This window comes from Sphingomonas folli (genome assembly GCF_019429525.1).
Lineage (GTDB): Bacteria > Pseudomonadota > Alphaproteobacteria > Sphingomonadales > Sphingomonadaceae > Sphingomonas > Sphingomonas folii.
This window is the reverse complement of sequence record NZ_JAHXZL010000002.1, coordinates 355460-380738: the sequence shown is the minus strand read 5'-3', so window position 1 is coordinate 380738 and position 25279 is coordinate 355460. Positions and strand designations below refer to the sequence as shown.

Sequence of the window (25279 nt, the reverse complement as noted above, 5' to 3'; positions counted from 1 at the left end):
ATCGTTTCGTCCGCGTCGCGGCTGAGCGGCGGCGATCGCCGCGGCGCGCCGGAGTACGTCGTGGCCCCAGCGAATGGCCGTCCGACCGCGACGGGAGCAGGTCGGCCTAGGCCAGCCGGCGAGCCTGGCCGTCATGCTGCCACAGCGTGTCCGCCGCGGGGTTCTCCGCGCCGATCTTGAAGAAGGCGATCGCGGCCTGCAGGCGCTCGGCCTGGAGCATCAGCCCCTGCGCGGTCGCCGCGATCTGTCCCGCGCCCGCGGCGGTCTGCTGCGCCACGAGGTCGAGCTGGGTGATCGCCTGGTTGATCTGCCCGGTGCCGATGTCCTGCTCGCGGCAGGCGGCGGTGATCCGATCGACCAGTTCGGCGGTGCGCCGGATAGCGGGCACCAGCCGCGAGAGCGTCGCCCCGGCGTCGATCGCGGCGGTCACGGTCTCCCCCGACAGCCGGCCGATCTCGTCCGCCGCCACGCGCGAGCGTTCGGCCAGCTTGCGGACCTCGGCCGCCACCACCGCGAAGCCGCGGCCGTGCTCTCCCGCGCGCGCCGCCTCGATCGCCGCGTTGATCGCGAGCAGGTCGGTCTGGCGGGCGAGGTCCTGCACGATCGAGATCTCGCGCGCGATCGTCGTCATCGCCGTGACCGCGCGCTCGACCGCGGCGCCGCTCGCCGCCGCCTCCTCGGCCGCCCGGCGCGCGATGGTCTCGGTCTCCGCCGCGTCGAAGGCGGTCTGCTTCACCTTGGCCGCGATCTGCTCCGTGGACGCCGAGGCTTCCTCGCTGGCGGCGGCCTGCTCGGCCGAGCCGTCGGCGAGCTGCTGCGCCGCGATCGCGAGCTGGCGGCTCCCGACCGAGACCTGGTCGGTGGTCGCGATCGTCTCGCCCACGATGGCGCGCAGCCGCGAGACCATCGTCTGCAGCGCGATGCCCAGCCGGTCCCGATCGGACAGCGGCGCGGTCGCGATCGAGAGGTCGCCCGTCGCCACCGCGCGCGCGACGTCGGCGGTGGCGTTGAGGTTGACGACGACGCGGTCGAGCGCCCGGGCGAGCTCGCCGATCTCGTCGGTGCCCGCGGTGCCGTCGACCGCGATCGCGAGATCGCCCTGCGCCAGCTGCCGCATCACGACGATCTTGGCGCGGACGGGCACGGTGATGCTGCGCAGCGTCCACAGCCCGACCGCCAGCATCACCACGCCCGCCGCGAGCCCGATCACGAGCGTGACGAACCAGGCCGTGTCATAGGCGTCGCTCGCCCGGCGCGCGTCGTCGTCCGCGGCCTGTTCCTGGATCGCGGTGACCTTGGCGAGCGCGGCGAAGGCGCCCACCAGCGCCTCGCGCGCGGGCGGCACCGCGGCGACCGCGGCGGCATGGTCGTCGCGTGCCAGCGCGGCGACGATCGCCGATCGCGCGGCGAGATAATCGTCCCACCGCCGGAGGAGGCTCGCGAAGGCCGCCGCCTCCGCCGCCGAGCCGATCGTCGCGCGATAGGCGCTCAGCAGACGCGGGAAGGCCGCGTCCATCTCGACGAACTCGCCGTCCAGGCCGGCCTGCTCCGCCGCCTCGGTGGCGACGATCTTGCGCAACGTCGTGGTATGATAGCGCAGGAGCGTGAAGCGGATATTATAGAGCATCACGGTCTTGGGCAGGATGACGTTCCTCGCGTTGGAGGCGGAGGAGTAGACCGTCTGGATCCGGCTCAACGTGAACGCGCTCAACCCTGACAGGGACAGGACGGCCAGAGCGAGTAAGAGAAAGAGACGGGTCGAGATCTTCATTCCGGCTTCCGCTCGCGGCTACACACAGGGACACGTGAACGCGCCGCATCGTGGCCTCGAATGCAGCGCCCCGTCTCTTCTCGGTCCGGGGCGGCGGCAGGGAGCCGCGTTGCGCAAGCTCCTTATAGAAGAGATTGTCCGGCACCTGCCGCGCGCGGCGGCGATGCGCCGCTCCGGTCCGCAATCTGGGCCAGCGAGCGGGTAGGTTGAAGCGGCGCCGGCCCCCGCGCGGCGCGGGCGGGGCGGGGGTCAGCCCTGCCGCCGGGCTCGGCAGGGGCGGATCGCCCTCGACAGGGCCGCGACGCGGGCGCGGCGATGAGGCGAAGGGGCCACGACGCGGCAGGCCGCACCTGCCGCGTCGTGGCGTGGATCGGGGCCTCAGCCCTTCAGATAGGGCGCGGCGCCGCTCTCGGGCTTGTCGTGCTCGCTGACGGAGTTGAGCTGGATGTAATTGTGGATGCCCATCCGCTCGATCATCTCGAACTGGCGCTCGAGCGTGTCGACGTGCTCCTCCTCGCTGGCGAGGATGTTGGCGAACAGCTCGCGGCTGACGAAGTCCTTGACCTCCTCGCAATAAGCGATCGCGGCCTTGAGCTGCGCCACCGCCTCGATCTCCATCGCGAGATCGGCCTTGAGCGCCTCCTCGACGGTCTCACCGATGCGCAGCCGGCCGAGCAGCTGGAAATTGGGCAGCCCGTCGAGGAACAGGATGCGCTCCGCCAGCCAATCGGCGTGCTTCATCTCGTCGATCGACTCGTGCCGCTCGAACGCGGCGAGCTTGTAGACGCCCCAGTGATCGAACAGACGATAGTGCAGCCAATATTGGTTGATCGCGGTCAGCTCGTTCTTCAACGACTCGTTGAGGAAGTCGATGACCTTCGGGTCGCCCTTCATGCCAGTCTCCACAGTTCGGAACGGCACGGCGAATAGCCCCGAACGGGGCGGGAAGAAAGCTGAAAGTCCCTCGCGTTACGGCGACTACTTGGTGCGACCGCTACGCAGCCGCACGCTCGTCCTCGATGATTGCCCGCGCGAATTGAACACATTGGCCGCACTTGGGCGAGCGCCCGAGGCAGCGATAGGCTTGGCAGGGGGTGGCAGCACCGGATCGCGCGGCCTCGCGCACCTGGCACTCCCGTATCGCATTGCACACGCAGACGACCATGCGGCCTCCCTCTCGGATGCGACTCGGCCTATAGGAGTTGCGAACCACTCGCAAGCGAAATGCGACGCGTTCGCATCTACCTCGGCGAGCGGAGCAGCGGCTGCGGTCGGCCGCGGGCCAGCGAGCGCCACAGCCACTCGGCCGGCCCGTAGTGGAAGCGCGCCAGCCAGGCGGGCGACCAGAGCAGCAGCAGCGCCCATGATGGCGGCAGCAGCAGGTACGTCTCGGCGCGACCCCAGCGCGCGAACTGGCCGGCGCCCCAGCCGTAGAAGACGGCCGCCAGCATCAGGCTGGACAGCAGATAGTTGCTCAGGGCGGTGCGGCCCAGCGCGGCGAGCCGCTCACCCGCGCGCGTGCCCGGCAGCACGGCGAGCAGCAGCGCGGCACAGCCCGCCACCATCGGGGCGTGCACCAGCGGCCCGAGCGCGAAGGAGGCGGTCACGACCGCGGGCACCGCGAACCCCCGCGCCACGGTGTGGGCAGCGAGCGCCGCCTCGATCACGAGTCCGACCGGCAGCGTGGCCGCCGCCACCCATGCATAGCGCGCGCGCGGCCAGGCGCCGGTGGCGAAGCCGGTGCGATAGGCCGCCATGCCGAGCAACATGTAGCCGAGCGTCTCGGGCCCGTTGGCGAACAGGCCGGCGAGCGGCCCGGCGTCGTGGCCCCAGCGCCACGCGATGCCGGCGGCGAGCGGGCCGCGCAGGGCGGCGATCTCGCTCAGCAGCAGGGCGGCGGGCGGGCGCCCAAAGCTCTGCTCCAGCGCCGCGCGGGTGGCGGGCGCCGCCGCCGCGACCAGTCCCACCCCGCCGATCGTCGCCACCAGCAGCGCGGCCGCCGCGGCGAGCAGCAGCAGCCGCACCGGGGCGTGGACGAACAGCAGCGCCGCCACGCCGACCAGCGCGTAATGGTGGAGGATGTCGCCGTACCACAAGAGGTACAGGTGCGCGGCGCCGATCAGGTAGAGCACGCCCATGCGGCGCAGGTGGACCGCGGCGCCGTTCTCTCCCGCGGCGTCGGCGCGCTCCACCACCAGCAGCAGCGAGGCGCCGAACAGCGCCGCGAACAGCCCGCGCATCTTGCCCTCGACGAGCACGAAGGTCAGCGCCCAGGCGGCCAGATCGGCCGGTGCGGTGCCGCCGGCGGCGAGCGGCGAGAAATAGGCTGCCTGCGGCAGCGCGAAGCCGGGCAGGTTGGCGACCGTGATGCCGATCACCGCGACGCCGCGCAGGATATCGAGCGCGACGAGGCGGTTGGCGGCGGTCATGGCGACGGCGTGCTAGGCCCGCGGCGCCGGGCTGGCAACGATAGGGTGAATGTGACGTCCCCGTCCCGGTACGGGGAGGCGACAGCCGGCCGCAGGCCGGGGGTGGGGGGGCTCTCCGCGCAGCGGCTCGTCTGCGGCAGCCCCCTCCACCAGCCTGCGGCTGGTCCCCCTCCCTGTGCCGGGGAGGATGGAGCCTCTTCGCCCTCAGCGGCCTCGCGCTCTCAGAGCGCCGCCTCGCCCGCCATCAGCTCGGGGAAGAACCCCTCGTGCGCCGCGCGCAGCGTGTCGAGCGGCACGCAGTAATCGCCCTCGCGCAGCTCGAAGATCACGCGCGTGCCGATCGTGCGGCCGAGCGGCTCGGCCTCCACGCCGGCGTCGAGCGCGGCCTGGAGGAAGTCGAGCAGCGCGTGGTCGTGCACCGTCGCGATATAGACGCCCTGCTCCTCGGCGAAGAGCGCCGCGGCGGTGTCGAAGGGCAGAGCGCGGTCGATCATCGCGCCGATATTGCCGGCGAGCGCCATCTCCGCGATCGCCACCGCGATCCCGCCGTCGGCGACGTCGTGCACCGCGCCGAGGTGCTCCGCGGCGATCTGCGCGCGGATGAAGTCGCCGGTGCGGCGCTCCGCCTCGAGGTCGACGCGCGGCGGCGGGCCTTCCTCGCGCCCGTGCAGCTCGCGCAGCCACAGCGACTGGCCGAGGTCGCCGCGGCGCGTACCGATCACCACGATCACGTCGCCGGTCTGCTTGAAGGCGATGGTCGCGCTCTTCTGCCAGTCCTTGAGCAGCCCGACGCCGCCGATCGCGGGGGTGGGCAGGATCGCCGAGCCGCCGCCGGTCGCCTTGCTCTCGTTGTAGAGGCTGACGTTGCCGCTCACGATCGGGAAGTCGAGCGCGCGGCACGCCTGCGCCATGCCGTCGAGGCAGCCGGTGATCTGCCCCATGATCTCGGGGCGCTGCGGGTTGGCGAAGTTGAGGCAGTTGGTGATCGCGAGCGGGGTCGCGCCCACCGCGGTGAGGTTACGCCACGCCTCGGCCACCGCCTGCTTGCCGCCCTCGACCGGGTCGGCGAAGCAGTAGCGCGGGGTGCAGTCGGTCGTCATCGCCAGCGCCTTGTCGCTGCCGTGGACGCGAACCACCGCGGCGTCGCCGCCGGGGCGCTGCACCGTGTCGGCGCCGACCATGTGGTCATACTGCTCCCAGATCCAGCGGCGGCTGGCGATGTCGGGCGAGGCCATCAGCGCCAGCAGGTCGGCCGCCGGGTCCTTGCAGTCGGGGATGTTCACCAGCGCCCTGGCCGGCGGGGTGGGGACGTGCGGGCGGTCGTACAGCGGCGCGTCGTCGGCGAGCGGGGCGAGCGGGATGTCGCACACGGTCTCGCCGCGCCACTTCAGCACCATCCGCCCGGTGTCGGTGACATGGCCGATCACCGCGAAGTCGAGCTCCCATTTCTCGAAGATCGCGCGCGCGAAGTCCTCGCGGCCGGGCTTGAGCACCATCAGCATGCGCTCCTGCGACTCGGAGAGCATCATCTCGTAGGGCGTCATGCCGGTCTCGCGCTGGGGCACGTCGTCCATCACCAGCTCGATCCCGACGCCGCCCTTGCTCGCCATCTCGACCGAGGAGGAGGTGAGGCCCGCCGCGCCCATGTCCTGGATCGCGACGATCGCGTCCGACGCCATCAGCTCGAGACACGCCTCGATCAGCAGTTTCTCGGTGAAGGGGTCGCCGACCTGGACGGTGGGGCGCTTCTCGTCCGAGTCCTCGCCGAAATCGGCCGAGGCCATGGTCGCGCCGTGGATCCCGTCGCGCCCGGTCTTGCTCCCGACATAGACGATCGGATTGCCCACGCCCGACGCGGCCGAGTAGAAGATCTTGTCGGTGTCGGCGACGCCCACGGTCATCGCGTTGACCAGGATGTTGCCGTCATAGGCGGGGTGGAAGTTGACCTCGCCGCCGACCGTCGGCACGCCGACGCAATTGCCGTAGCCGCCGATGCCATGGACCACGCCCGAGATCAGGTGGCGCATCTTCGGGTGGTCGGGCCGGCCGAAGCGCAGCGCGTTGAGGTTGGCGATCGGGCGCGCGCCCATGGTGAAGACGTCGCGCAGGATGCCGCCGACCCCCGTCGCCGCGCCCTGATAGGGCTCGATGTACGAGGGGTGGTTGTGGCTCTCCATCTTGAAGATGACCGCCTGGCCGTCACCGATGTTGACCACGCCGGCGTTCTCGCCCGGGCCGCAGATCACCTGCGGCCCCTCGGTGGGCAGCTTCTTGAGGTGGATACGGCTCGACTTGTAGCTGCAATGCTCCGACCACATCACCGAGAAGATGCCGAGCTCGACGAGGTTGGGCTCGCGGCCCAGCGCCTTGAGCACGCGCTCATATTCATCGGGGGACAGGCCGTGCTCGGCGACGGTCTCGGGCGTGATCGCGGTCATGGCCGCGGCGCATAGCGACTGTGCGCGGCGGTGGCCAGACGGTGCGGGGCGCGAAGGCCGGACGAGACCGGCGCCGCGGTGCTCCTGCGCAGGCAGGAGGCCCGGGTGATGAGGCGGCGCGATCAGGCGGCGCGATCAGGCGGCGCGCTCGCGGCTCTGGGCTCGCGCGCGCGCAGGAGCACGGCGGTCGCTCGTCACTCCGGACTTATCCGGAGGCCGTGGTGCCGAGCCCGTGACGTGCGTGGCGCTCGCGGGGCCATGGATGCCGGGTCGCGTCCGGCCTGACGGGGTGGGCTCAGCGGCGTTTTCTTCTCAGCCGCCGCAGCAGCCCGCGCTTCTCGAACGCCTCGAACATCTCGCCCGGCCCCTCGGGATCGAGCACCTCGTTGTCCGCGAGCCACTTCTCGACCGAGTTCAGGTCGTCCACCTCATAGGGCACCAAGGTCCGCCCGCCCCCGCGCAGCGCCTCGATCGTCGCGATCAGCCCGTCGCGCTCGACCCGCTCGCGCACCACCGCCGCGTCGACCCCGAGATGCTCGGCGAGCAGGTCGTCGCGGATCGCCGTGATCGTCGCCGCGCCGTCGGTGATCGTGACGTCGCACTCGGTGTCGAGCCGCAGCGAGCGGTTGTTGAAGTTGGAGGAGCCGATCCGGATCGCCTGGTCGTCGATCACCGTCACCTTGGCGTGGCAGTAGATCGGCGTGCCCTTCTCGTTGACCGGGTGGTACATGCGGAAGCGGCCGCGATGGTCGCGCCGGCGCAGCTCGGTGACGAGCCGCGCCCGCGCGGTGTCCATCGCGACCGGCTCGAGCCAGCCCTGTGCCTTCACCGGGTTGATCACGACGATCTCGGGCGGGTCGTCCTCCACCAGCCGAGCGGCGATCGCCTCGGCGATGCGGCGCGAGGCGAAATACTGGCTCTCCGCGTAGATGCGCCTCTTGGCGGCGGCGATCAGTGCGAGATACAGCCGCTCGATCTCGAGGATCTCCTGCTGTCCGTCATGGTCGGGCTGCGAGCGCGACACCGCGACGTCGACGTCGGCGAAGACGGGGCTGAGCGACTCGGGCCAGCAGCCGCCCTCGCGCGGCGGGGGCGGCGCGATCTCGCCGCCGCCCGCGATCGCCCAGCGCGTGCGGCACAGCTCGCCCAGCGCCCCCGCGACGGGACCTTGCAGCGCGGTGGTGGCGTCGTGCCACGGCTTGTACGGCTTGCCGCTGGGCGAGGTGCGGCGCGGGTCGTCGTCGACGTGCGCGCGCGTGTCCCAGCGCTCGTCGGTCATGTCGATCCCGCCGCAGAAGGCGAGGCAGTCGTCGATCACCACGATCTTCTGGTGCTGCGAGGCGGCGACGGGGTGATGGCCGTCGAGCAGCAGGTGGATATTGGGCTGGCGGTAGCGCCACTTGAGCAGGGTCCACAGCGTCTTACCGCGACCCAGCGTCTTGAGCGCGCCTTTGTCCCAGCGCAGGATGTGGACCTGCAGCCCCGGCGTGCGCTCGATCAGCCAGGTGATGAAATCGCCCACCTCGGTCGGCGCCTCGGGATGGTCGTCGTCATAGGCGAGGTTGATCCGCGCGTCGAAGTCCCAGCCGACCAGCAGGATCTGGTGCTGCGCGCGCAACATCGCCTGGCGCGCCGCGCGGAAATAGGCGTCGGCGTCGATCACGACGGCGGCCTGGGTGGCGCGCGCGACGCGCCAGCGCGTGTCCTCGGGAAGGATCACAGGATCTCTCGCACCAGCTCGGGCGGGCGCGCCAGCCGCACGCCCTTGTCGGTCTCGACCAGCGGCCGCTCGATCGTGGCGGGATCGCGCGCCATCAGGTCGAGCGCGGCGGCGTCGTCGGCGACCTCCGGGGCGTCGGGACGGAGCGCGTGGCGCGGCGCGATCCCGCCGCGCGCGAGGAGCGCGGCGAGCGTGTCGCGCGCGGGCGGCGTCTTGAGATACTCGATGACGGTCACGTCGGCGCCGGACTCCTGCAAGAGGGCGAGCGCCTGGCGCGACTTGGCGCAGCGCGGGTTGTGGTAGATCGTGGCCTTGGCCGCGCCGCTCGCCACCGTCACGCGTCCTGGCGCGCCAGCCACTCCTCCAGCCACTTGATCGTGTAGCTCCCCTGCTGGAACTCCGGGTCGTCGAGCAGCGCCTGGTGGAGCGGGATCGTGGTCTTCATGCCCTCGATCACGAACTCCTCCAGCGCGCGGCGGAGGCGACGCAGCGCGCCCTGCCGGGTGGTGCCGTAGACGATCAGCTTGGCGATCATGCTGTCGTAATAAGGTGGCACGGTATAGCCCGCGTACAGCCCCGAATCGACGCGCACGTGCATCCCGCCCGGCGCGTGATATTGCGTCACGCGCCCCGGCGAGGGGGCGAAGGTGCGCGGGTCCTCGGCGTTGATGCGGCACTCGATCGCGTGGCCGCGGAAGACGACGTCCTCCTGGCGCAGCGTGAGCGGGTGGCCCTCGGCGACGCGGATCTGCTCGCGTACCAGGTCCAGCCCGGTGATCGCCTCGGTCACGGGATGCTCCACCTGCAGCCGGGTGTTCATCTCGATGAAGTAGAACTCGCCGTTCTCCCACAGGAACTCGATCGTCCCCGCGCCGCGATAGCCCATGTCGGCCATCGCTTTGGCGACGATGCCGCCCATCCGCTCGCGCTCCGCCGCGGAGATGACCGGGGAAGGCGCCTCCTCCAGCACCTTCTGGTGGCGGCGCTGGAGCGAGCAGTCGCGCTCGCCGAGGTGGATCGCCTGGCCGTTGCCGTCGCCGAACACCTGGAACTCGATGTGGCGCGGGTTGCCGAGATACTTCTCCATGTAGACGGTGGCGTCGCCGAACGCCGCCTTCGCCTCGGTCCCGGCCTGCTGCATCAGCGTCTCGAGCTGGTCGGGCGACTGGCACACCTTCATGCCCCGCCCGCCGCCGCCGCTCGCGGCCTTGATGATGACGGGATAGCCGATCTGCTCGGCCAGCGCCTGCGCCTCGGCGACGTCGTGGATCGCCCCGTCCGACCCCGGCACCAGCGGCAGGCCCAGGGCGCCCGCGGTGCGCTTGGCCTCGACCTTGTCGCCCATCACCCGGATATGCTCGGGCTTGGGGCCGACGAAGATCAGGTTATGCAACTCGACGATCTCGGCGAACTTGGCGTTCTCGCTGAGGAAGCCGTAGCCGGGGTGGATCGCGTCCGCGCCCGAGATCTCGGCGGCGGAGATGATGTTGGGGATGTTGAGGTAGCTGTCGGTCGCCGCCGGCGGCCCGATGCAGATCGCCTCGTCGGCGAGGCGGACGTGCATCGCGTCGGCGTCGGCGGTGGAGTGAACCGCCACCGTCTTGATGCCCATCTCGTGGCAGGCGCGGTGGATCCGCAGCGCGATCTCGCCGCGGTTGGCGATCAGCAGCTTCTTGATCTGGGGCAAGGCCGTTACTCGACCACCACGAGCGGCTGGTCGAACTCGACCGGCTGGCCGTTCTCGACCAGCACCGCCTTGACCACCCCCGCGCTCGGCGCGGTGATCGGGTTCATCACCTTCATCGCCTCGACGATCAGCAGCGTGTCGCCGGCGGCGACGCTCTGGCCCACGCCGGCGAACGGCTTGGCGCCCGGCTCCGCGGCGAGATAGACGGTGCCGACCATCGGCGAGCGCACCGCGTTGGCGTGCGACGGCGCGGAGGGGCCGGCGGTATCGACCTGCGGCGGCGCGCCCGCGGCCGGTGCGGCGGGCGCGGGGGCGTAATGCATCGCCGGCGCGGCGACCGCGGCGGCCTTGCGCGCGACGCGGATCTTGCGCTCGCCGTCCTCGACCTCGATCTCGGTCAGCTGGGTGGTGTCGAGCAGCTCGGCGAGCTGGCGGACCAGATCGACGTCGACCTGCATCGCGCCGCCGTTGTGAGAGATGTCAGCCATGCAACCCTGTTTCCCCTAGATAGGGCGCGCCTCCTGTCAGAAGCGGGCCGCGGCTTCAAGCGCGAGCATGTACGACATCGCGCCGAAGCCGGCGATGGTTCCCTTCGCGGCGCTGCCCACCAGCGAGACGTGGCGGAAGGGCTCGCGCGCGTGCGGGTTGGAGAGATGCACCTCGATCACGGGCGTCCTGATGCCCTTGATCGCGTCGTGCAGCGCCACCGACGTGTGCGTGTAGGCGGCGGCGTTGAGCAGCACCGCGCGCGCGCCGACCGCCTGCGCCTCGTGCAGCCACTCGACCAGATGACCCTCGTGGTTGGACTGGCGCATGTCGATCAACAGGTCGAGCGCGCGCGCGCGATCCTCGAGCTGGCCCGCGATGTCGTCGAGCGTGTCGTGCCCGTAGATCTCCGGCTCGCGCGTGCCGAGCAGGTTCAGGTTCGGGCCGTTGAGGACGAAGACGGTGTCGGTCATGCTTTTCCCTGGGACTGCTGCCCGTCGTGCACGCGTCATCGCATCCGACGCGGCGCGGCGCAACGTTGCCCCTGCGCCGCCGCGGGCCTAGATGGCGCGCATGGCACATTCCGACGGCACCATCACCATCACCCTCAACGGCGAGCACAAGCGAGTCCCCGCCGGGCTCTCGATCGCGGGCCTCGCGGAGTCGCTCGGGCTGGTGCCCGAGAAGCTCGCGGTCGAGCGCAACCTCGAGGTGGTGCCGCGGTCGACGCTGGGCGAGGTGCAGGTGGAGGACGGCGACGAGCTGGAGATCGTCCACTTCGTCGGCGGCGGCGACCATGCCGCACCGCTCACCGACGACACATGGACGGTCGCGGGGCGCACGTTCCGCTCGCGGCTGATCGTCGGCACCGGCAAGTACAAGGACTTCGCGCAGAACGCCGCCGCGCTGGAGGCGTCGGGCGCGGAGATCGTCACGGTGGCGGTGCGCCGCGTCAACGTCAGCGACCCCAGCGCGCCGATGCTGACCGACTTCATCGACCCGAAGCGCGTGACCTATCTGCCCAACACCGCGGGCTGCTTCACCGCCGAGGACGCGATCCGCACGCTGCGGCTGGCGCGCGAGGCCGGCGGCTGGGACCTCGTCAAGCTCGAGGTGCTCGGCGAGGCGCGCACGCTCTACCCCAATATGCGCGAGACGCTGAAGGCGACCGAGGTGCTGGTGCGCGAGGGCTTCAAGCCGATGGTCTATTGCACCGACGACCCGATCGCGGCGAAGCAATTGGAAGAGGCGGGCGCCGTGGCGATCATGCCGCTGGGCGCGCCGATCGGCTCGGGGCTGGGCATCCAGAACCAGGTGACGATCCGGCTGATCGTCGAGGGCGCGGGCGTGCCGGTGCTGGTCGACGCCGGTGTCGGCCAGGCGAGCGACGCCGCGGTCGCCATGGAGCTGGGCTGCGACGGTGTGCTGATGAACACCGCGATCGCCGAGGCGAAGGACCCGATCCTGATGGCGGCGGCGATGCGCGCGGCGGTGGAGGCGGGGCGGATGAGCTACCGCGCCGGCCGCATGGGCAAGCGCCGCTACGCCGACCCGTCGAGCCCGTTGTCCGGCCTGATCTGAGCGTTCGGCCGGCGACTGACTTGAGTCAACCGCGCGTCGGAACATCGCCGTTTCGGGTCCGTTGTTAGGTCACCGGGTTACGAGACAGGAGACGAACGATGGGCGAACTCACCGACAAGATCAAAGGCAACGTCAACGAGCTGGTCGGCAAGGCCAAGCAGGCGATGGCCGACAAGGATCCCGCGGACCGCACCGCCGCCGACGACCGCATGGCCGCCGAGGGCGCCGCGCAGGAGACCAAGGGCAAGGGCCAGCAGGTGGTCGGCAAGGTGAAGGGCGCGCTCGGCGACGATATCTGATCGTCCCGTCTCGCTGAGGAAGGGCCGTCGCGGGAGACCGCGGCGGCCCTTCGTCGCTGGCGGGAGCAGGCGGCGGCGCTTCTCCCCGCACCGGCGTCATCCTGAGCTCGTCTCAGGATCCACGGTGCGGCACACTCAGACTCGTCGGGATCCGCCCGACCGTGGATCCCGAAGCGAGTTCAGGAAGACGCCAGGCAAGGGTGGTGGCGATCCTCAGCCCGGCCGCAGCTCGCTCAGCGTCAGCCCCGCGGTGATCTGCTCGACGTCGGTGCGGCAGTGGATCAGCCGCACACCGCGCTCGGCCAGCGCGCGATCGAGCGCGGGCGCGAAGTCCGCAGTGCGCTCCACCGTCTCGGCCCAGCCGCCATAGGCGCGCGCCAGCGCGGCGAAATCGGGGTTGACCAGCCGCGTCGCCGACGGGCGACCGGGATATTCGCGCTCCTGGTGCATCCGGATCGTGCCATACGCGCCGTTGTCGACGAGGATGACGAGCAGGTCGGCGCCGTGCTGGACCGCGGTGGCGAGCTCCTGGCCGTTCATCAGGAAGTCGCCGTCGCCCGCCAGCGCGACCACGCTGCGCCCGGGCCGGCGCAGCGACGCCGCCACCGCGGCGGGCACGCCATAGCCCATCGCCCCCGCGGTCGGCGCCAGCTGCGTCCCCGGCCCGGCGTAGCGCCAGTAGCGGTGCCACCAGCCGGAGAAATTGCCCGCGCCGTTGCAGATGATCGTGTCCGCGGGCAACCGCTCGCGCATCGCCGCCACGCACGGGCCGAGGTCGAGCGCGACCGCGTCGCGCGCGCGCGGCGTGCTCCACGCCTCATAGGCGGCGCGCGCCTCGGCGGCGTGCGGGTGGACGCCGCCGTCGAGCGGCACCAGCGCCTCGGCGAACTCGGCCATGCCGGCGCAGATCGCGAGGTCGGTGGCGTAGGTGCGCCCCAGCTCCTCGGGATCGGGGTGGACGTGGACCAGCCGCTGGCCGGGATGGTCGGGGGTGACCAGCTGATAGCCGTCGGTCGTGGCCTCGCCGAGCCGCGCGCCGACCACGATCAGCAGGTCGGCGCCGCGCACGCGCTCGACCAGCGCGGGGCTGGGACCGTAGCCGAGATTGCCGGCATAGGCCGGGCAGTCGTTGGCGATCGCGTCTTGGCGGCGGAAGGCGGCGGCGAGCGGCACGCCGGTGCGCGTCGCCCAGTCCGCCATCGCCGCCGCGGCGGCGACGTCCCAGCCGGCGCCCCCGACGATCGCGAGCGGGTTCTCGGCGGTGGCGAGCAGGTCGCGGAGATGCTCGATCGAGTCCTCGTCCACCGCCTGGGCGACGCGCTCGACACGCGCGCGGTCGGGCACGCTCACCGTGTCGAGCAGCATGTCCTCGGGCAGCGCCAGCACCACCGGGCCGGGGCGGCCGTTGATCGCGGTGGCGTAGGCGCGCGCGACATATTCGGGGATCCGCGCGGCGTCGTCGATCCGCGCCGCCCATTTGGCCATCGGCGCGAACATCGCCTGGAAGTCGATCTCCTGGAACGCCTCGCGGTCGCGCGTCGACCGGTCGACGTCGCCGACGAACAGGATCATCGGCTGCGAGTCCTGCATCGCCACGTGCACGCCGATCGCGGCGTTGGTCGCGCCGGGGCCGCGCGTGACGAAGGCGATGCCGGGGCGGTGCGTCAGCGCGCCGTCGGCGCAGGCCATGAAGGCCACGCCGCCCTCCTGCCGGCACGTCACCACCTCGATCGCGGGCGTGTCGTGGAGCGCGTCGAGCACCGCGAGGAAACTCTCTCCCGGCACGGTGAAGAGACGGTCGCAGCCCTGGGCGACGAGCTGGTCGACGAGCAGGCGTCCACCGGTGCGGTTCTGGGTCATGCGGCGAGCCTAGCCGCGCATAAGGGTAAGGCAATAGAGGTATTCGTTCCTATCCGGCGGGACCGTCTCCGCCCTGCCGCGCAGGGTACGACGTGCCGGTCATCTCGTCCGCACGCCACCGTCCCAGATCCACCGCACACCCCGATTGCCTTCGCCGCGCCGACCGCTAAGGATCACGCGCATGCGGGACACGGTGATCTTCGACTTCGGTGGGGTGATCACGTCATCGCCGTTCGCCGCGTTCAACCGGCTGGAGCGCGCGCGCGGGCTGCCGCTCGACCTGATCCGCCGCGTCAACGCCACCGATCCCGACAGCAACGCCTGGGCGCGCTTCGAGCGCGCCGAGATCGACGCCGGCGCCTTCGATCGCGACTTCGCCGCCGAGGCGCGCGCGCTCGGCCACGAGCTGCGCGGGCGCGACGTGCTCGCGCTGCTCTACGGCGAGATCCGGCCGCGGATGGTGCACGCGCTCGACTGGCTCAGGCGCGAGGGCTTCCACATCGGCTGCATCACCAACAACGTCCCCGCCGGCGACACGCCGCGCGACCCGCATGCCGTCGCCGCGGTCGCGGAGGTGCTGGCGCGCTTCGATCACGTGGTGGAGAGCAGCAAGGTCGGCATCCGCAAGCCCGACCCGCGCATCTATCTGATGATGTGCGAGACGCTCAGCAAACGCCCCGACCAGTGCGTCTACCTCGACGACCTGGGGGTGAACTGCAAGGCCGCCGCGCAGCTCGGCATGACGGCGATCAAGGTGACCGGCGAGGGGCAGGCGCTCGACGATCTGTGCGCGGCGCTCGGCGTCGCGCCGGGACATTTCTGAGGGAGACAGCGGGTGGTGGACAAGCTCTACGACAGCGCCGCGGCGGCGCTCGACGGGCTGCTGTTCGACGGCATGACGATCTGCGCCGGCGGCTTCGGCCTGTGCGGCATCCCCGAGCGGCTGATCGACGCGATCCAGGCCGCGGGCGTCACCGGGCTGACGGTGGCGAGCAACAACGCCGGGATCGACGGCGAGGGCCTCGGCAAGCTGCTGCGGACGCGCCAGATCGCCAAGATGATCTCGAGCTATGTCGGCGAGAACAAGGAGTTCGAGCGCCAGTATCTCAGCGGCGAGCTGGAGGTGGAATTCTGCCCGCAGGGCACGCTGGCGGAGCGCTGCCGCGCCGGCGGCGCCGGTATCCCGGGCTTCTACACCAAGACCGGGGTCGGCACGCTGGTGGCCGAGGGCAAGGAAGTGAAGGCGTTCGACGGCGAGGACTATATCCTGGAACGCGGGATCCGGGCCGATCTCTCGATCATCAAGGGCTGGAAGGCGGACACCAGCGGCAACCTCGTGTTCCGCAAGACCGCGCGCAACTTCAACCAGCCGATGGCGACCGCTGGCAAGATCTGCGTCGCCGAGGTGGAGGAGGTGGTGCCGGTCGGCGCGCTCGACCCCGATCACATCCACCTGCCCGGCATCTACGTGAAGCGGATGATCGTCGGCGCGCCCTACGACAAGAAGATCGAGTTCCGCACCACGCGCCCGCGCGCGGAGGCGGCCGCGGCGTGACGTCGCGGCTGCTGGTGACGGCGGCGGCCGCGGCGCTGCTCGCCGGCTGCGCGGGCGCGCGCCCCGAGCGGCCGGCGCCGCGCGCGGTGAGCGTCGCCGCCGAGCCGCCCGCGCCCGCCGCGCTGCCCCCGGCGGCGATGGCCTATCTCTACGGCTCGGCCGAGGCCGCGGCGCTGAGCGAGCAGACCTATAACGCGCTCACCGCTTATGTCCGCGGCGTGATCGAGCGGTCGCGCGACCGTCGCGGGCGGCTGCCGACCGAGCGCCGCGCCGGCACGCTCCCGCGCTGGCCGCGGTCGGCGGTGCTGGTCCCCGGCGCCACCGCGGCGAGCGCCGAGACGATCCCGTGCAGCGCGCTGCCCCCCGCGGTGGTGCTCGACATGGACGAGACCGCGGTGCTCAACCTCGGCTATGAGTATAACGACGCGCGCACCGGCGCGGCCTATGACGCCGGGCGCTGGGGCCGCTGGGAGCGGACGGGCGCCGACAAGGTCGTCGCGGTGCCCGGCGCGGTCGCCGCCTTCCGCCAGCTGCGCGCGCTCGGGGTGACGATGGTGATCAACACCAACCGCTCGGCCGACCATGCGGGCGCCACCGCCGCGGCGTTGCGCGCGGCGGGGCTGGGCGAGTTCCGCCACGGCGACACGCTCTACCTGAAGGGCGACGTCGACGGCCGCTCGGGCAAGGACGGGCGCCGGCTCGAGATCGCCAGACATTATTGCGTGTTGGCCCTCGTCGGCGACCAGCTCGGCGATTTCGCCGACCTGTTCAACCCGCCCGGGCCCGCGCCCGCGCTCGGCCGCCGCGCGCTCGCCGGAGTGGGGCCGATCCAGGCGCGCTGGGGGCAGGGCTGGTTCGTGCTGCCCAACCCCGTCTACGGCACCGGGCTCGGCACCGGCTGGGACGAGACCTTCCCGCAGGACAAGCGCTGGGGCGACGCCCCGGCCGAAGGAGCGACACGATGAGCTGGGACCGCAACGGCATGGCGGCGCGCGCCGCGCGCGAGCTGCGCGACGGCTATTACGTCAACCTGGGCATCGGCATCCCGACGCTGGTGGCGAACAACATCCCCGACGGCATCACCGTCACGCTGCAGAGCGAGAACGGCATGCTCGGCATCGGCCCGTTTCCCTATGACGACGCGGTCGATCCCGACCTGATCAACGCGGGCAAGCAGACGATCAGCGAGCTGCCGCAATCGGCCTATTTCGGTAGCGAGCAGAGCTTCGCGATGATCCGCGGCGGGCATATCGACCTCACCGTGCTCGGCGCGATGGAGGTGTCCGAGCGCGGCGACATCGCCAATTGGATGATCCCCGGCAAGATGATCAAGGGGATGGGCGGTGCGATGGATCTCGTCGCGGGGGTCAGGAAGATCATCGTCGTGATGGAGCATGTCGCCAAGGACGGCGCGCCCAAGTTCATCCCGTCGTGCACGCTGCCGCTGACCGGGCGCGACGTGGTCGACATGATCGTCACCGACCTGGCGGTGTTCCAGCGCCCCGACCATCGCAGCGCCTTTCGCCTGGTCGAGTTGGCGCCGGGGGTGACGGCGGACGAGGTCGCCGCCAAGACGAGCGCGCACTACGAGGTCTGAGACGATGGCGTACACGCTGATCACCGCCAACCGGAACTATTCGAGCTGGTCGCTGCGGCCGTGGCTGCTGATGCACGCGCTCGATATTCCCTTCGAGGACCGCTTCGAGCCGTTCATGTCGCTGGACAATCATGAGGCGTTCCGCGCCTTCTCGCCGACCGGGCAGGTGCCGGTGCTGGTCGACGGCGAGCGTACGGTGTGGGACTCGCTCGGTATCGCGCTCTACCTCGCCGAGCGCCACGACGGCGTGTGGCCCGCGGACGAGGCGGCGCGCGCCTGGGCGGTCTGCGCGGTAGCGGAGATGCACGGCGGCTTCGGCGCGCTGCGGCGCGAGCGGACGATGACGGTGGGGCAGCGCGTCACCCCGACGCGCGGCTCGCCCGCGCTGGCGCGCGACGTCGCGCGGATCGCCGAGCTGTGGGGCGAGGGGTTGGCGCGCTTCGGCGGGCCGTGGCTGGCGGGCGAGCGCTTCACCGCGGTCGACGCCTTCTACGCGCCGGTCGCGTTCCGCGTGCGCGGCTGGGGGATCGACGTCGGCGCCGCGGGCGCGCGCTGGGTCGAGACGCTGCTGGCGCATCCCGCGACGCGCGCGTGGGAGGCGGCGGCGCTGGCCGAGACGTTCCGCGAGGAAGGGCATGAGGCCGAGGTCGCCGAATATGGCGAGGTGACGGAGGACCATCGCGCCACGGCGTGAGCGGGTCGCATCGAGTGTTCCTGCGCACGCAGGATCCCAGGGTAACAGAGCCCGACGCTTGTGGCCCTGGGTTCGCGTGCGCAGCGCCACGAGGCGTGTGGCGGGGGAGGGGCCAGCTCCCCCAAGCCGGTGAGGCGATGTCAGGCACGCTTACCCCGCCTCGCGCGGCGCTCACGCACTGACCCATTCTGCCGGTCACCGCGCGCAACGCACGACATTTCCTATCGCTCTGCCTTGGACGCGCACGCCTTTTCGGTTAACAGCCGCGGATCATGTCCACCCCGCGCACCTTGTACGAGAAGGTCTGGGACGCTCACGTCGTCGAGCGCCGAGACGACGGCTCCTGTCTGATCTACATCGACCGCCACCTCCTCCACGAGGTGACCAGCCCCCAGGCCTTCGAGGGCCTGCGCGTCGCGGGCCGCCGCGTGCGCCGACCCGACCTCACGCTCGCGGTGCCCGACCACAACCTCCCCACCACCGCGCGCGTCGACGCGGCGGGCGGGGAGCTGCCGATCGCCGACCGCGACAGCGCCGAGCAGCTCGCCGCGCTCCGCCGCAACGTCGCCGACTTCGGCGTGCCCTATATCGACGCGCTGTCGGCACGGCAGGGGATCGTCCATGTCGTCGGGCCGGAGCAGGGCTTCACCCTGCCCGGCACCACGATGGTGTGCGGCGACAGCCATACCTCGGCGCACGGCGCGCTGGGCGCGCTCGCCTTCGGGATCGGCACCAGCGAGGTCGAGCACGTGCTCGCCACGCAGACGCTGATCCTCTCGCCCTCCCGGACGATGGAGGTGCGCGTCGATGGGGCGCTCGGCTACGGCGTCAGTGCCAAGGACGTGGTGCTCGCGATCATCGGCAAGATCGGCGCCGCGGGGGGCACCGGCCATGTCATCGAGTTCACCGGCGAGGTGATCCGCGCCCTCTCCGTCGAGGGCCGGCTGACGATCGCCAACATGTCGATCGAGGGCGGCGCGCGCGCGGGCATGATCGCGCCCGACGAGACCACCTTCGCCTATCTCAAGGGCCGCCCGATGGCGCCGCGGGGCGAGGACTGGGCGCGCGCGACCGACTGGTGGCGCACGCTGCCGAGCGACGCGGGCGCGCGCTACGACCGCGTCGTGCGTCTCGAGGCGAGCGACATCGCGCCCGCGCTCACCTGGGGCACCAGCCCCGAGGACGTCGTGCCGATCACCGGCACCGTCCCCGCGCCCGACAGCTTCGCCGACGCGTCCAAGCGCGCCGCCGCGCAGAAGTCGCTCGACTATATGGGGCTGACCCCCGGCACGCGGATGCAGGACGTGCCCGTCCAGCACGTCTTCATCGGCAGCTGCACCAACAGCCGCATCGAGGACCTGCGCGCCGCCGCCTCGGTGGCGAACGGTCGCCGCGTCGCCGATGGCGTGCGCGCGCTGGTGGTTCCCGGCTCGGGGTTGGTCAAGCGCCAGGCCGAGGCGGAGGGGCTCGACCGCATCTTCACCGCCGCGGGCTTCGAGTGGCGCGAGCCGGGCTGCTCGATGTGCCTCGCGATGAACCCCGACAAGGTGCCGGCGGGGGAGCGCTGCGCCTCGACGTCGAACCGGAATTTCGTGGGACGACAAGGACCTGGCTCGCGCACCCACCTGTTATCGCCGGCGATGGCGGCGGCGGCGGCGGTGACCGGGCGGCTCGCCGACGTGCGCGAGCTGATGGGGTGAACGACGCGCGTCAATCGAGGGGATAGTCCATGAAGAAAGTGCTCATGTTCCTGATCGCCGGCTCGGTGCTGAGCGGCGTGGCGGCCTATGCGGCGATCGCCAAGCCCGCGATCCCGCCGAGCAACCCGGCGCGCTGATGGAGGCCGTCACGCGCGTCGGCGGCACCGCTTACCCCTGGGGCGCCGAGAACGTCGACACCGACGTCATCATCCCGGCGCACTGGCTCAAGACGATCACGCGCTCGGGGCTCGGCCGCGGCGCGTTCGAGACGGTGCGCGCGCAGCCCGGCAACATCTTCGACGACCCGCGCTACGCCGGCGCGCCGATCCTGATCGCGGGGGACAATTTCGGCTGCGGGTCGAGCCGCGAGCATGCCGCCTGGGCGCTCGTCGACATGGGGGTGCGCGCGGTGATCGCGCCGAGCTTCTCCGACATCTTCTCGGGCAACGCGTTCAAGAACGGCATCGTCACCGTCGTGCTGCCGCAGGAGGCGGTCGATCGGCTGGTGGAGGTGGCGAGGACGAGCCCGGTCACCGTCGACCTCGAGACGATGACGGTCACCACGCCGTACCAGGATCGCTACACGTTCGAGCTCGACCCCTTCCGCCGGCGCTGTCTGATGGAGGGGCTGGACGAGGTCGGCCTCACGCTGGCAAAGGATACCGTGATTTCGAATTTCGAGGAGCGGCTCGGCGTCGAGCGGCCCTGGATCGGCGGGAGAGCGGATGATGCGGGCCTTGCTGTCGAGGGTGCCGGGCGGGCCTGACACGCTGGAGATCGGCGAGCTGCCCGATCCCGTCGCGGGCGCTGGCGAGGTGGTGGTCGCGGTCAAGGCCTGCGCGATCAACTACCCCGACGTGCTGGTGATCGAGGATCGCTACCAGATGCGCCCGCCGCGCCCGTTCGCGCCGGGCGGCGAGATCGCGGGCGTGGTCGACGCGGTGGGGGAGGGCGTCACCCGCTGGCAGGTGGGCGACCGCGTCATGGGCAACACGATGATGGGTGGGCTGAGCGAGCGGCTGCGCTTCGCGGCGGACTCGGTCCACGCGGTGCCGGAAGGGCGCAGCTTCGAGGACGCGTCGGCGCTGCTGCTCACCTACGCCACGACGATCCACGCGCTGGTCGATCGCGGGCACATCGCCGCGGGGGAGCGGCTGCTGGTGCTCGGCGCCGCGGGCGGGGTCGGGCTCGCCGCGGTCGAGCTGGGCAAGGCGCTCGGCGCGCATGTCGTCGGCGCGGTGTCGAGCGAGGCCAAGGCCGCGGCGGTGCGCGACGCCGGCGCCGACGAGGTGCTGGTCTACGAGCGCGCGCCGTTCGACAAGGCGCAGAGCAGGGCGCTGGCGGACCGTCTCAAGGCGGCGGCGGGGCCGGACGGCTTCGACCTGGTCTACGATCCCGTCGGCGGGGACTATGCCGAGCCCGCGCTGCGCGCGCTCGGCTGGGAGGGGCGCTACCTCGTCGTCGGCTTCCCCGCGGGCATCCCTCGGCTGCCGCTCAACCTGACGCTGCTGAAGAGCTGCGACGTGCGCGGCGTGTTCTGGGGCGCGTTCGCGGCGCGTCATCCCGACCGCAACCGCGCGCATATCGCGCGGCTGTTCGAGCTGTGGGCCGAGGGCCGGATCGCGCCGCGCGTCACCGAAATCTTCCCCTTCGAGCGGGGCGGCGAGGCGATCGCGCGCATGGCGGCGCGCGAGGCGGTCGGCAAGCTGGTGGTGCGGGTGGGGGCGTAGGTTCCGCTGTCTGCGCCGCCGGGACCTGAGTGCGCGGCTCAGTGGATCCCGGGACGAGTCCGGGATCGCTAGGGGTGTGAGGAGCGCGTCTCCGACAAACCGTCCGCCCGTTGCGCCGCGCCCCCGCGCGCACTATCCCGGTGTGCTACACCGCGGGGAACCAGCATGACCACCTTCGAGGACCGCCAACGCGCGTTCGAGGCCAAGTTCGCGCGCGACGAGGAGCTGGCGTTCCGCATCGTCGCGCGCCGCAACCGGCTCGTCGGGCAATGGGCCGCCGAGCTGATGCAGCTCACCCCCGCCGAGACCGACGCCTACGCCAAGGCGGTGGTCCAGGCCGACTTCGAGGAGGCCGGCGACGAGGACGTGGTGCGCAAGGTCTACGGCGACCTCACCGCCGCCAACGTCGACGTCGACGAGTCCGTGGTCCGCCGCGCGCTCGAGGAGAAGATGGTCGAGGCGCGGCGCCAGCTGCTGCAGTCGGAGTAAGGCGGATGCCGATGGAGGGAGCGGAGATCGCGGCGCTGATCAGGGCGGGCATCCCCGACGCCGAGGTGGAGATGACCGATCTCGCCGGCGACGGCGACCACTGGGCCGCGCGCGTCGTGGCGCCGTCGTTCGCGGGCCTGCCGCGGGTCAAGCAGCACCAGGCGGTCTATGCCGCCCTGGGGGGGCGCATGGGTGGCGTGCTGCACGCCTTGCAGTTGACCACCGCCGTCCCGAAATAAGCGCGGTACAAGAGGGTTGAAGCGATGACCGACGACACGAACGCCCGCATCGACGCGGTGGTGAAGAACAATCCGGTGGTGCTGTTCATGAAGGGCACGCCGCTGTTCCCGCAGTGCGGCTTCTCCAGCCGCGCAGTGGCGATCCTGGAGCGGCTCGGCGTGACGTTCGAGAGCGTTGACGTGCTGCAGGACCAGGCGATCCGCCAGGGCATCAAGGGCTATTCGGACTGGCCGACGATCCCCCAGCTCTATGTCGGCGGCGAGTTCGTCGGCGGCTCGGACATCATGATGGAGATGTACGAGTCGGGCGAGTTGGCCGACCTGTTCCAGAACGCCGGCGCCGCGGCGGCCGAGGCCAAGTAAGGGCAGGGGGCACCTCGTAACCTCGGGCCGCGCCAGGGGTGGGCAGGTGGTGAGCCGTCGCGAGTCGTCCGCACATTCGCCAACTTAAACCATAGGCATCGCGGGACTTCGCGACCGTCGCGGAACGCACTCGACATTCCGTCACCCCGGACGTGTTCCGGGATCCACTTGTCCGAGAGCGACACGGCTTGAGGCTTGTGGCTTAGGGCACCTCGGAACAAGTCCGGGATGACGGTGGAAAGGTCCCGCGGCCCTCGCCGGCGCGCCGCCGATGGGACCGCTCGGTCGCGTTCCTCAGGCTGAACGGCGAGCGTACGTGCTCCCGCGCATCCAGCCATCACGGGACTCTATCCCCTGAGCGTGCTTGCGCCCGATCACGCAGCGACACGGCGAAGCTGACGACGGCATCGGGCGCCGCGGGTGCGGGCGGGGGTCGCGAGATCGAAGGAGCGACGCCCCGCCCGGCTGAAGCGCTGTCACGCACTACGCTCCCTCCGTAGCAGCGCCCGTGCCAGTCGCGGCGCGAGCGCCTTTCCGGCGCCACACGCTGGTTAACCGCCGATCCTGTCTCCCGCCGAGTGTAAGGAAAACCGACACCCACGGGCGCTTCCCGACTATTGACTACAGTCGTAATCGATACGATTACAGCCGTAGTCAGTGAGGAGCGAGTCGTGGCCGATCGGATCAGCGATGCCGAGCATGCGGTGATGGAGGTGCTGTGGGACGACAGCCCGCTCACCGCGCAGGACGTGGCCGAGCGGGTCGACCCCGCGCGCGGCTGGAGCGCCGCGACGGTGAAGACGCTGCTGGGCCGGCTGCTCGCCAAGGAGGCGGTGCGCCACGAGGTCGACGGCCGCCGCTACCTCTACAGCCCCGCCGTCCAGCGCGAGGATTATGTCGACGGCGAGTCGCGTCGGCTGATCGACCGGCTGTTCGGCGGCCGGCTCACCCCGCTTGTCGCGCATCTCGCCGAGCGCGACGCGCTCACCGAGCAGGACATCACCGAGATCGAGGCACTTCTGCGGGAGTTGAAGCAATGATCGCCTGGGCCATGGAAGCGCTGCTCGCGTCGGCGCTGCTGATGCTGGCGGTGCTGGCGCTGCGTGCGCCGGTACGCCGCGCCTTCGGGGCGCCGGTCGCCTACGCGCTCTGGGCGATCCCGGCGCTGCGGCTCCTGCTGCCCCCGCTCCCCGCGGGCTGGCACGCCGAGGCGCTGCCGACGCTCGCCTCGCTGCCCGCGGCCGCGCCGATCGCGCAGGCGCTCGGGCCGGTCGGCGCGCTGCCCGCGCTCGCGCCGGTCACCGCGTCGCTGCTGCCCGCGGTGGTGCTCGGCACCTGGGCCGCCGGCGCGATCGCGCTGCTGCTGTGGCAGGTCGCCGATTACTGGCGCTTCCGCTACCGCCTGCTGCGCCACGGCCTCGCGCTGGACCAGATCGGCGCCGTCACCATCGTGCAGAGCGAGGCGGCGAGCGGGCCAGTCGCGTTCGGCGTGTTCGACAAGGTCGTCGCGTTCCCGCGCGACTTCGCCGCGCGCTTCGACGCCGAGGAGCGCGCGCTCGCGCTCGAGCATGAGCTCGGCCACCACCGCCGCGGCGACCTCGTCGCCAACTGGGTCGCGCTGGCGGTGCTCGCGCTCCACTGGTTCAACCCGTTGGCCTGGTTCGCCTTCCGCGCCTTCCGCGCCGACCAGGAGATGGCGAACGACGCGGGCGTGCTCGCGCGGCTCGGCGGCGCCTCGCGCCACGCTTATGGCTGCGCGATCGTCAAGGCGGCGCACGGCCGCGCCGTCACCGCGACCTGCCACCTCCACACCGTCAAGGACCTGAAAGGGAGACTGCGCATGCTGGGCAAGACTCGCGCCTCGCGCGCCCGTACGGCGCTCGGCGGCCTCGCCACCGCGGCGATCGCGCTCGGCGCGCTCGGGCTCACCGCTTCGGGCACCCAGGCGGCCGAGCGGATGCGCGGCGGCGTCGAGGAGGCGGTCGGGATCGACGCCCACGCCTTCGACGACGTGCTGCCGCTGCTGGCCTCCTTCCCCGACACGCCCGCTGCCCCTGCGGTGCCGAGCGTGCCCGAGGTGCCCGCGGCCGGCCGCCACGACCGGCGCGTGACGATCGTGCGCGACGGTGAGACCGCGACCTACGAGGGCGAGGAGGCGGCCGACGCTGTCGCTGCGCCCCCGGTGCCGACCCCGCCGGTCCCCCCGGTCGCGCCGCTGCCGCCGGTGCCCGCCTTCGCCTCGGTCCCGCCCGTCCCGCCGGTGCCGCCGGTGGCCAGCCGCCGCTGCGGCGGCGCGCCCACGCGCTTCGTGATGAGCGCGACCGAGAACGGCCAGCGCGTCACCGTGATCTGCACCGACCATGTCGAGCGCGCCGCGCGCGAGGCGGGCCGCGCCGCGGCGGACGCGCGCGGCCAGCGCGACGCCGCGATGCGCACCGCGCTCGCCAGCCTCGAGCAGACCCGCTCGCAGCTCGCCGCCAGTCGCGACATGCCCGCCGAGGCGCGCCGCGACGCGGTCCGCGACGTCGAACAGGCGATGCGCGAGGTGCGCGACGAGATGGCGCAGCGCGACGACGACTGAGCCGCCCACCCGCTTCGTCGCCGCCCGCTTCGCCCCGCTTGCTTCGCCCCCGCTTGCTTC

26 protein-coding genes are annotated in these 25279 nt (G+C 71.7%); 15 read left to right on the top strand and 11 right to left on the bottom strand.

The features are described from left to right. Positions 1-106: 106 nt before the first annotated feature. From KZ813_RS04400 to aroQ, 10 genes are all read right to left on the bottom strand, one after another. Positions 107-1771, bottom strand: a complete 1665-nt coding sequence (locus KZ813_RS04400; protein WP_219753733.1) for a methyl-accepting chemotaxis protein — start codon at positions 1769-1771, stop codon at positions 107-109. 378 nt (positions 1772-2149) lie between these two features. Beyond that, complete coding sequence (gene bfr / locus KZ813_RS04395) at positions 2150-2665, bottom strand: bacterioferritin (protein ID WP_219753732.1); 516 nt, start codon at positions 2663-2665, stop codon at positions 2150-2152. 100 nt (positions 2666-2765) lie between these two features. Beyond that, positions 2766-2936, bottom strand: a complete 171-nt coding sequence (locus KZ813_RS20025; protein WP_258046391.1) for a (2Fe-2S)-binding protein — start codon at positions 2934-2936, stop codon at positions 2766-2768. A gap of 76 nt (positions 2937-3012) precedes the next feature. After that, positions 3013-4200, bottom strand: coding sequence for a DUF418 domain-containing protein (locus tag KZ813_RS04390; protein ID WP_219753731.1), 1188 nt, complete (start codon positions 4198-4200; stop codon positions 3013-3015). A 221-nt stretch (positions 4201-4421) separates the two neighbouring features. After that, positions 4422-6638 carry a phosphoribosylformylglycinamidine synthase subunit PurL gene (gene purL, locus KZ813_RS04385; RefSeq protein ID WP_219753730.1) on the bottom strand — a complete coding sequence of 739 codons (2217 nt, stop codon included), beginning with the start codon at positions 6636-6638 and terminating at the stop codon, positions 4422-4424. 295 nt (positions 6639-6933) lie between these two features. Continuing rightward, complete coding sequence (locus KZ813_RS04380) at positions 6934-8358, bottom strand: phospholipase D-like domain-containing protein (RefSeq protein WP_219753729.1); 1425 nt, start codon at positions 8356-8358, stop codon at positions 6934-6936. Then, entirely contained in the window at positions 8355-8696 is a 342-nt protein-coding gene (locus KZ813_RS04375; RefSeq protein ID WP_308461779.1) for an ArsC/Spx/MgsR family protein, read from the bottom strand. Before KZ813_RS04375 ends, KZ813_RS04380 begins: the two co-directional genes overlap by 4 nt. Continuing rightward, on the bottom strand, positions 8693-10045 hold the full coding sequence (gene accC, locus KZ813_RS04370; RefSeq protein ID WP_219753728.1) for an acetyl-CoA carboxylase biotin carboxylase subunit: 1353 nt from the start codon (positions 10043-10045) through the stop codon (positions 8693-8695). Before accC ends, KZ813_RS04375 begins: the two co-directional genes overlap by 4 nt. A gap of 5 nt (positions 10046-10050) precedes the next feature. Further along, positions 10051-10533 (bottom strand): acetyl-CoA carboxylase biotin carboxyl carrier protein, encoded by a 483-nt coding sequence (gene accB, locus KZ813_RS04365; protein WP_219753727.1) that lies wholly within the window; start codon positions 10531-10533, stop codon positions 10051-10053. 36 nt (positions 10534-10569) lie between these two features. Continuing rightward, entirely contained in the window at positions 10570-11004 is a 435-nt protein-coding gene (gene aroQ / locus KZ813_RS04360) for a type II 3-dehydroquinate dehydratase (protein WP_219753726.1), read from the bottom strand. 100 nt (positions 11005-11104) lie between these two features. Between aroQ and thiS the strand changes: the two genes are divergently transcribed. After that, a complete protein-coding gene (gene thiS, locus KZ813_RS04355; RefSeq protein ID WP_183920578.1) occupies positions 11105-12112 on the top strand; it encodes a sulfur carrier protein ThiS in 1008 nt (335 codons plus the stop codon). A gap of 98 nt (positions 12113-12210) precedes the next feature. Further along, positions 12211-12411: a CsbD family protein gene (locus KZ813_RS04350; RefSeq protein ID WP_219753725.1), complete on the top strand. Its 201-nt coding sequence runs from the start codon at positions 12211-12213 to the stop codon at positions 12409-12411. Between the two features lie 213 nt (positions 12412-12624). On the opposite strand, the gene KZ813_RS04345 is transcribed toward KZ813_RS04350, so the two are convergent. Next, positions 12625-14271: a thiamine pyrophosphate-binding protein gene (locus KZ813_RS04345; protein ID WP_219753724.1), complete on the bottom strand. Its 1647-nt coding sequence runs from the start codon at positions 14269-14271 to the stop codon at positions 12625-12627. Between the two features lie 181 nt (positions 14272-14452). On the opposite strand from KZ813_RS04345, the gene KZ813_RS04340 reads away from it, so the two are divergent. From KZ813_RS04340 to KZ813_RS04280, 13 genes are all read left to right on the top strand, one after another. Continuing rightward, the gene (locus KZ813_RS04340) at positions 14453-15094 is read left to right on the top strand and encodes an HAD-IA family hydrolase (RefSeq protein WP_219753723.1); all 642 of its coding nucleotides are present in this window, start codon (positions 14453-14455) and stop codon (positions 15092-15094) included. Positions 15095-15109: 15 nt separating this feature from the next. Then, positions 15110-15826 carry a CoA transferase subunit A gene (locus tag KZ813_RS04335; RefSeq protein ID WP_219753722.1) on the top strand — a complete coding sequence of 239 codons (717 nt, stop codon included), beginning with the start codon at positions 15110-15112 and terminating at the stop codon, positions 15824-15826. Then, positions 15823-16791: an HAD family acid phosphatase gene (locus KZ813_RS04330; RefSeq protein ID WP_308461778.1), complete on the top strand. Its 969-nt coding sequence runs from the start codon at positions 15823-15825 to the stop codon at positions 16789-16791. Before KZ813_RS04335 ends, KZ813_RS04330 begins: the two co-directional genes overlap by 4 nt. Beyond that, positions 16788-17423, top strand: coding sequence for a 3-oxoacid CoA-transferase subunit B (locus tag KZ813_RS04325; protein WP_219753721.1), 636 nt, complete (start codon positions 16788-16790; stop codon positions 17421-17423). Before KZ813_RS04330 ends, KZ813_RS04325 begins: the two co-directional genes overlap by 4 nt. Positions 17424-17427: 4 nt before the next feature. Beyond that, positions 17428-18117 (top strand): glutathione S-transferase family protein, encoded by a 690-nt coding sequence (locus KZ813_RS04320; RefSeq protein ID WP_219753720.1) that lies wholly within the window; start codon positions 17428-17430, stop codon positions 18115-18117. A gap of 269 nt (positions 18118-18386) precedes the next feature. After that, positions 18387-19817, top strand: a complete 1431-nt coding sequence (leuC, locus tag KZ813_RS04315) for a 3-isopropylmalate dehydratase large subunit (RefSeq protein WP_219753855.1) — start codon at positions 18387-18389, stop codon at positions 19815-19817. 136 nt (positions 19818-19953) lie between these two features. Then, positions 19954-20583 (top strand): 3-isopropylmalate dehydratase small subunit, encoded by a 630-nt coding sequence (gene leuD / locus KZ813_RS04310; RefSeq protein ID WP_219753719.1) that lies wholly within the window; start codon positions 19954-19956, stop codon positions 20581-20583. Next, positions 20546-21547, top strand: coding sequence for an NADPH:quinone oxidoreductase family protein (locus KZ813_RS04305; protein WP_219753854.1), 1002 nt, complete (start codon positions 20546-20548; stop codon positions 21545-21547). Before leuD ends, KZ813_RS04305 begins: the two co-directional genes overlap by 38 nt. A gap of 165 nt (positions 21548-21712) precedes the next feature. Further along, positions 21713-22036, top strand: a complete 324-nt coding sequence (locus tag KZ813_RS04300; RefSeq protein WP_219753718.1) for a DUF1476 domain-containing protein — start codon at positions 21713-21715, stop codon at positions 22034-22036. Between the two features lie 5 nt (positions 22037-22041). Beyond that, positions 22042-22275 (top strand): BolA family protein, encoded by a 234-nt coding sequence (locus KZ813_RS04295; protein ID WP_219753717.1) that lies wholly within the window; start codon positions 22042-22044, stop codon positions 22273-22275. Positions 22276-22299: 24 nt separating this feature from the next. Then, on the top strand, positions 22300-22638 hold the full coding sequence (grxD, locus tag KZ813_RS04290) for a Grx4 family monothiol glutaredoxin (RefSeq protein WP_219753716.1): 339 nt from the start codon (positions 22300-22302) through the stop codon (positions 22636-22638). 671 nt (positions 22639-23309) lie between these two features. Beyond that, positions 23310-23678: a BlaI/MecI/CopY family transcriptional regulator gene (locus tag KZ813_RS04285; protein ID WP_219753715.1), complete on the top strand. Its 369-nt coding sequence runs from the start codon at positions 23310-23312 to the stop codon at positions 23676-23678. Continuing rightward, entirely contained in the window at positions 23675-25219 is a 1545-nt protein-coding gene (locus KZ813_RS04280; protein WP_219753714.1) for a M56 family metallopeptidase, read from the top strand. Before KZ813_RS04285 ends, KZ813_RS04280 begins: the two co-directional genes overlap by 4 nt. Positions 25220-25279: the final 60 nt, after the last annotated feature.

Excerpts from the sequence above, each read along its gene's own strand:
- KZ813_RS04400 (WP_219753733.1), bottom strand. The coding sequence starts at position 1,771 with ATGAAGATCTCGACCCGTCTCTTTCTCTTACTCGCTCTGGCCGTCCTG.
- bfr (WP_219753732.1), bottom strand. The coding sequence starts at position 2,665 with ATGAAGGGCGACCCGAAGGTCATCGACTTCCTCAACGAGTCGTTGAAG.
- KZ813_RS20025 (WP_258046391.1), bottom strand. The coding sequence starts at position 2,936 with ATGGTCGTCTGCGTGTGCAATGCGATACGGGAGTGCCAGGTGCGCGAG.
- KZ813_RS04390 (WP_219753731.1), bottom strand. The coding sequence starts at position 4,200 with ATGACCGCCGCCAACCGCCTCGTCGCGCTCGATATCCTGCGCGGCGTC.
- purL (WP_219753730.1), bottom strand. The coding sequence starts at position 6,638 with ATGACCGCGATCACGCCCGAGACCGTCGCCGAGCACGGCCTGTCCCCC.
- accB (WP_219753727.1), bottom strand. The coding sequence starts at position 10,533 with ATGGCTGACATCTCTCACAACGGCGGCGCGATGCAGGTCGACGTCGAT.
- aroQ (WP_219753726.1), bottom strand. The coding sequence starts at position 11,004 with ATGACCGACACCGTCTTCGTCCTCAACGGCCCGAACCTGAACCTGCTC.
- thiS (WP_183920578.1), top strand. The coding sequence starts at position 11,105 with ATGGCACATTCCGACGGCACCATCACCATCACCCTCAACGGCGAGCAC.
- KZ813_RS04350 (WP_219753725.1), top strand. The coding sequence starts at position 12,211 with ATGGGCGAACTCACCGACAAGATCAAAGGCAACGTCAACGAGCTGGTC.
- KZ813_RS04345 (WP_219753724.1), bottom strand. The coding sequence starts at position 14,271 with ATGACCCAGAACCGCACCGGTGGACGCCTGCTCGTCGACCAGCTCGTC.
- KZ813_RS04340 (WP_219753723.1), top strand. The coding sequence starts at position 14,453 with ATGCGGGACACGGTGATCTTCGACTTCGGTGGGGTGATCACGTCATCG.
- KZ813_RS04325 (WP_219753721.1), top strand. The coding sequence starts at position 16,788 with ATGAGCTGGGACCGCAACGGCATGGCGGCGCGCGCCGCGCGCGAGCTG.
- KZ813_RS04320 (WP_219753720.1), top strand. The coding sequence starts at position 17,428 with ATGGCGTACACGCTGATCACCGCCAACCGGAACTATTCGAGCTGGTCG.
- leuD (WP_219753719.1), top strand. The coding sequence starts at position 19,954 with ATGGAGGCCGTCACGCGCGTCGGCGGCACCGCTTACCCCTGGGGCGCC.
- KZ813_RS04305 (WP_219753854.1), top strand. The coding sequence starts at position 20,546 with ATGCGGGCCTTGCTGTCGAGGGTGCCGGGCGGGCCTGACACGCTGGAG.
- KZ813_RS04300 (WP_219753718.1), top strand. The coding sequence starts at position 21,713 with ATGACCACCTTCGAGGACCGCCAACGCGCGTTCGAGGCCAAGTTCGCG.
- KZ813_RS04295 (WP_219753717.1), top strand. The coding sequence starts at position 22,042 with ATGCCGATGGAGGGAGCGGAGATCGCGGCGCTGATCAGGGCGGGCATC.
- grxD (WP_219753716.1), top strand. The coding sequence starts at position 22,300 with ATGACCGACGACACGAACGCCCGCATCGACGCGGTGGTGAAGAACAAT.
- KZ813_RS04280 (WP_219753714.1), top strand. The coding sequence starts at position 23,675 with ATGATCGCCTGGGCCATGGAAGCGCTGCTCGCGTCGGCGCTGCTGATG.